The organism is Arthrobacter sp. 05T442, assembly GCF_056395945.1.
Map to the genome: position 1 here is coordinate 1 of NZ_JBFTKM010000039.1, position 5,984 is coordinate 5,984.

Genomic DNA, 5,984 nt, shown 5'->3' on the forward strand with positions numbered 1-5,984 from the left:
CGACACCGCCGCCGGCCTGCTGAACAAGACCTTCAAGACCGACGCCGTGAAAGCCGACATGCTCGTCGGCATCGCCAAAATCACCGTCAACACCAAGTAACACCGCCAAGACCTGCCGGAAGCATGGTCTGCACCGGCAGAAACGTGCCGCGGATCCTCCCCAACCGGAGGACCGCGGCACTTTTCTGTCCATCGATCGTGCCGTGTCCGCAGACGGATACGGCCCCAGCCCCTAGCGTTAGAGGATGTCCAAAATGACCGGATCCGTGGTTGACGTCGTCCTGCCGTGCTTGAACGAGAAGGGTGCCCTGCCCTGGGTGTTGTCCCGCATGCCGGAGGGGTACCGGGCCATTGTGGTGGATAACGGTTCCACGGACGGCTCTGCTGAGCTCGCAGCGGGTCTTGGCGCGATGGTCGTCCGTGAGGGCCGTCGAGGGTTTGGGGCCGCCGCCCATGCAGGCCTGCTCGCCGCAACATCGGAGTTCGTGGCTTTCTGCGACTGCGACGGTTCACTCGACCCAGCCCTCCTACCCGGGCTACTCGCTCCGGTCATGGAAGGCGCTGCGGATCTGGTGTTGGGCAGCCGTCAGCCGCAGCGCGGGTCTTGGCCTTTGCACGCCCGCGTCGCCAATGTTGTCTTGGCGTGGCGGCTCCGGCGGCTGACCGGGGAACAGGTGACTGATCTGGGACCCATGCGGGCAGCCCGCCGGGCTGAACTGCTGTCCCTTGGTCTTGAGGACCGCCGCAGCGGTTACCCCTTGGAGATGTTCCTTAAGGCGAGCCTGCGCAATTGGCGGATCGTGGAGCTGCCCGTGCCCTATGCCCCGCGGACTGGCAAATCGAAGGTGACCGGAACGGTCTGCGGAACGCTGACGGCGGTGCGGGACATGTCGGCCCAGCTCAAGGCGGCTGCGGCGTCGTCGTCCGGACCGGTCCGAAATCCCGGCAGCAGCGAAGAACCTATATGAGGAACAGCATGGATCTGACAGTAGCGGTCATCGCCAAAGAGTGCCTTCCCGGGCGCGTGAAGACCCGGTTGAGCCCCCCACTGACGCCCCAACGGGCGGCAGCGCTGGCACAGTCGAGCCTCAGCCGCACCCTGGAGACGGTCCGGCAGCTCCCGGTCCGGAACCGGCTGCTGGTCATGGACGGCACCCCGACTATCGCCGACGCCAAAAACTTCACCGTCATCCCGCAGTCATCCGGCGGCCTGGACGAACGACTCGCTGCAATCTGCGACGCAGCCCCCGGCCCGCTCCTTATCATCGGCATGGACACCCCCCAGTTCTCGATTGACGATGTCGCGCCCCTGCTCCAGGACTGGTCAACGCAACCAGCCCGCCATGACGCGTGGATGGGCCCGGCCACGGATGGCGGTTTTTGGGCAATCGCGCTTCGACACCCGGCGGGCGAGCTGATCCGGGGGGTGCCGATGTCCACCGAGACGACCGGGGCCAGTCAGCTCGCCCGGCTGGCCGCCGCGGGGCTACGTGTCGGAATACTTCCCGAACTGCGGGATATGGACCACTTCAGTGATGCACTCGAGATTGCCGCCGAGATTGCCGGAAGCGGCTTCGCCCATGCCGTGGATGAGGCCGCGCTTGAGGTGCGGGGCTCCGCACTCACCACGGGAGCAGCCCGATGACTGCCTCCGGCGTCGCTTCTGTCGCAAATTTTGGCCAAGGCCATAATGAGCCTTACGCCCGGGCGCTTGCGAACGGCTCCGGCACTCTCACGCTTCGTCCCGACGGTGGTCATCATCAGGCTGAGGCTGTGGACTACGATGTGCGCAGCTGGTGCGAGGACGCCAGCCTGCTGGAGCGCTCGCTGCTGCGCAGCCTGCAGGGCCCGGTCCTCGACGTCGGTTGCGGGCCGGGAAGGTTGCTGGCCGCCGCACAGCGAATCGGCCTGGCGGCCTTGGGCATTGATACCAGCGCTGAGGCGGTCGGGCGGGCGCGCGGGCGCGGTGCCCGCGCACTCGAACAATCAGTTTTCGCCCCTGTGCCCCACTCCGGTCTTTGGCAGACTGTCATTTTGCTGGATGGCAACATCGGCATCGGCGGAAGCATCACCTCCCTGCTGCGCCGATGCAGCCAGCTCATCGCCCCCGACGGGACGCTCCTGGCCGAGGTCGAAGCCGACGAGGACCTCGACATCGTCTATTCCGCCGTGCTGGAGGACCAAAACGGGAACCAAAGCGAGTCGTTCCGGTGGGCCCGGACGGGCAGCGCGGGGCTCGTATCCCGGGCACAGCGCAACGGATGGACCGTGACCGCCATTGAACGCATTCAGGGCCGCGTATTCTGCCGCCTCTCACTCGACGCCACGCCGGACAGGCTCCTGGCGTGACGGCGACTCCCCCCGCATCAACCGCTGTAGCTGGCACCAGGGTCAGGCTGTTCATCGTCCTGCCGGCACTGTTCCTCGTGGCCGCGGCTCTGATGTGGTGGATGGTGCTCCCCGGAAACCCGTTTCAGTCGGCACCTATCGTTGGCACCTGCCTCTCATGGCTGGTTCTCATTGCTGCCGTCCGTCTCTTGCGGCACGTGCCCCGCCGGCAGATGGGCGCCCTGATCATCGCAGGCACGGTACTCCTCGGCATAGTTGCGGTCAGCGGCCCTCCCCGGACGAGCAACGACTCCGCCCGGTACGCGTGGGACGGGATCGTGCAGAAGAACGGACATTCCCCCTATTCCTATGTTCCCGTGGACGAGACACTCAGCAACCTGAGGCCGGGGTGGCTTTTCGCGCCCGGTGCTTCCGGGCCCGATGGCAGGCCACTGTGTGCCAAAGACTTGTTCGGCACGGAATCCGTCGCGACCCTCGGCTATCCGTCCGGCAATCCCCTGTGCACCGCCATCAACCGTCCCCACGTGCCCACCATCTATCCGCCCACGGCCGAAATCTACTTCCTTGGTGTCCGGGCAGCCGTCCCGGACTCGGTCGGATACCTTCCCTTTCAGCTCGGAGGGCTGCTCATCAGCGTGGCCGTCGGGACGCTGCTGATCCGCGCGCTGGCAAAACGCGGCCTGCCACTGCACCTCGCCGCCCTCTGGGGCTGGAGCCCGTTCGTGCAGCTGGAGGCCGTGAACAACGCCCACGTTGACCTGCTGGGCGCAGCCTTAATGCTCGCCGCCGGGATGCTGCTGGCCGGCGGCAGGCCCCTCCGCTCGGGAGTAGCCTTCGGCGCCGCCGTGGCAACGAAACTCATTCCGGTCATTGCAGCCCCAGCATTGTTGTTCCGGCGCCCGGTCCGCTTCATCGCCGCCGCGGTCCTGACTTTCATCCTGCTGTACGTACCGTATCTGGCGGTCGCCGGGGCCGGCGTTCTGGGTTTCCTGCCCGGCTACCTCAAAGAGGAGGGCTACAGCCAGAGCGGCGGCGTCCGGTTTGGCATCGCACAGATCGTTTCCGCCGGCCCCTGGCCGCCGGTCCTCAGCGCCACCGCACTGGCCATCATCGCGCTCGGCGTGCTGCGGCAAACACGGGCACGGAATGTATGGGAACAGCACACCGTCTTGATCGGGCTGACACTGCTCATTGTCAGCCCCAACTACCCCTGGTATGCGCTCATGCTGTTGCCGTTCATCGTCCTTAGTCGGCGGTGGGAGTACGTGGGGGTGATCCTTGCCCTTGACTTCATCTACATGGTCCCTACCGTCGCACCCCTGACTGAGCCGCTGGACCAGATCGTGCTCCTCATGGCAGCCGCTGGAATCGCCGCAGCCGCCTGGCTGCGGCGCCGCGACGGGCATCGACAGGCCGCGGTCGACGGCCTCCGATCTGAGGCACCGGGCCAGATGATTCCAAGCCAATAACGGCACCCGCCCCCTAATGACCAGCACCCCCGAATGGCAGGATTGCACCATGGACACAGCATTTCCCCACGCGGCACAGCCGCGCATCGGCATCATCGGCGGCACCGGCACCTACCGGCTCCCCGGCGCAACGGTCCTCGCTACCGTCGACGTCGCCACCCCCTACGGGCCGCCTTCAGGGCCCGTGACGGTCGCCGACGTGGCCGGACGGACCGTAGCGTTCCTCCCCCGCCACGGCAGCGGACACTCGCTCCCGCCGCAGAAGATCAACTACCGCGCTAACCTCTGGGCGCTCAAGAGCCTCGGAGTCCGGGGGATCCTCTCGTCCTCGGCCGTGGGCGGGCTGCGGGAAGGCTTCGGACCTGAGACATTCGTCGTGACCGACCAGCTGATCGACCGCACCTGGGGACGTCCCGACACATTCTTTGACGGCACCGTCGCCGACGGCGTCGCCCCCGCCGGCGTCCAGCACCTGCCGGCGTCAGAACCGTTCTGTCCGACGCTGCGTTCACACCTGGACGCCGCCCTGGCCGGTCATGAGCTGCCCTACGCCCCGAAGGGAACGGTGGTGGTGATCAACGGGCCGCGGTTCTCAACGAAAGCCGAGTCCGTCTGGTACGTCTCCGGCGGTGCTGACATCATCAGCATGACCCAGTATCCCGAACCGGTACTGGCCGCCGAATTGAACATGGGTTTCGCCAATCTGGCCTTCATCACCGATTCCGACACCGGACACGACGGTTCCGATCCGGTGACCGCCGACGCCGTCTTTTCCCGGCTCAAGGACGCCCAGAGGAACGTCCTGGCGGTCCTCGAAGCGACCGTCGCCGCGATCGGTGACGACTACTATGCCCGACCGCAGATGGACCCCGAAGCCGTGCGCAGGATCATGGCGCTGCCCGCCCTCCAGGAAGCTGCGAGCCTCAGATGAGGCTCCTCGTCACCGGCGGCGCCGGCTTCATCGGTTCACACATCGTGGACGCAGCCCTGGCCCGGGGCTGGTGCGTTCGGGTCGTGGACTCGCTGGACCCCGGTCTCCACCCGCGGCCGCCCGTGTCAGACCCACGGGTGGAGTTCCTGACCGGGGACGTCGCAGACCCGGACGCGGTCGACTCGGCACTGCGGGGTATCGACACTGTCTGCCACCAAAGCGCGAAAGTCGGGCTCGGCGTCAGCTTCGCAGACGCCCCGGACTACATCCGCAACAACGACTACGCCACGGCCGTCCTGTTGGCCGCCATGGAGCGCCAGGCCATCACCCGTCTGGTCCTGGCCTCCTCAATGGTGGTCTACGGCGAAGGGGCCTACACGGACCCCGACACAGGTCTGACCGTGCGGCCGGGCCCCCGCGCCGAGACCGACCTGCTCGCCGGCAACTTCGATCCCCGTAACCCGGAAACCGGCGCAGCCCTTATCCCCGCGATGATCACCGAGAAAGCGCCCATGGATCCCCGCAACGTTTATGCGGCGTCGAAGCTCAGCCAGGAGCACCTCGCCGCCGCGTGGGCCCGGAGCACCGGCGGCTCAGCCATCGCCCTGCGCTATCACAACGTCTACGGCCCCAGGATGCCCCGGGATACGCCCTATGCCGGGGTCGCTTCCCTGTTCCGTTCGGCGCTGGCCCGCGGCGAGGCGCCGCGGGTCTTCGAAGACGGCCGTCAGCGGCGCAGCTTCATCCACGTCCGGGACGTCGCGGCGGCGAACATCGCCGCAGCCGACTCGCTGTCCTCGGGAGGCGGCGCGGGCTTTCGCGCCTATAACGTCGGCGCCGACGAGGTACGGACAATCGGCGACGTGGCCGCGGCACTGAGTCGATTCAGCGCCGGCCCGGCACCGGTTATCACCGGCGAGTACCGGCTGGGGGACGTCCGCCACGTCACCGCATCCTCCGAGCTCATTAAGGCCGAAATGGGCTGGGCTCCGGCCGTAGGCTTCAACGAGGGCATGCAGGAATTCGCCACCGCTCCCCTGCGCGGGGAGCCAGGCTGACGCCTGCCAGCCATGCGCGCGGGTTGTCGTCGGCGGCGGGCACGCGACGGGTCCGGGGACCGGCATCACGGAATGGTTACGGTATCCGGGGAACCCATCCGGAACAGTGTTGATGCCGAAGTACTCCTGACAGAGAAAAACCCGCCCCGCTGAAACTCCGCGGCCCGCACCACGGCC

General features: G+C 67.0%; 6 protein-coding genes. All 6 read left to right on the forward strand.

Annotated elements, in window-relative coordinates:
- Nucleotides 1-254: 254 nt before the first annotated feature.
- Nucleotides 255-968 (forward strand): glycosyltransferase family 2 protein, encoded by a 714-nt coding sequence (locus AC1DES_RS18960; protein WP_476897247.1) that lies wholly within the window; start codon nt 255-257, stop codon nt 966-968.
- A gap of 8 nt (nt 969-976) precedes the next feature.
- Nucleotides 977-1,645: a TIGR04282 family arsenosugar biosynthesis glycosyltransferase gene (locus AC1DES_RS18965; protein WP_476897248.1), complete on the forward strand. Its 669-nt coding sequence runs from the start codon at nt 977-979 to the stop codon at nt 1,643-1,645.
- Nucleotides 1,646-1,773: 128 nt separating this feature from the next.
- On the forward strand, nt 1,774-2,349 hold the full coding sequence (locus tag AC1DES_RS18970; RefSeq protein WP_476897249.1) for a methyltransferase domain-containing protein: 576 nt from the start codon (nt 1,774-1,776) through the stop codon (nt 2,347-2,349).
- Nucleotides 2,346-3,818, forward strand: a complete 1,473-nt coding sequence (locus AC1DES_RS18975) for a glycosyltransferase family 87 protein (protein ID WP_476897250.1) — start codon at nt 2,346-2,348, stop codon at nt 3,816-3,818. The genes AC1DES_RS18970 and AC1DES_RS18975 overlap by 4 nt, the downstream gene beginning before the upstream one ends.
- Nucleotides 3,819-3,867: 49 nt before the next feature.
- A complete protein-coding gene (locus tag AC1DES_RS18980; RefSeq protein WP_476897251.1) occupies nt 3,868-4,749 on the forward strand; it encodes an MTAP family purine nucleoside phosphorylase in 882 nt (293 codons plus the stop codon).
- A complete protein-coding gene (locus tag AC1DES_RS18985; protein WP_476897252.1) occupies nt 4,746-5,807 on the forward strand; it encodes an NAD-dependent epimerase/dehydratase family protein in 1,062 nt (353 codons plus the stop codon). Before AC1DES_RS18980 ends, AC1DES_RS18985 begins: the two co-directional genes overlap by 4 nt.
- Nucleotides 5,808-5,984: the final 177 nt, after the last annotated feature.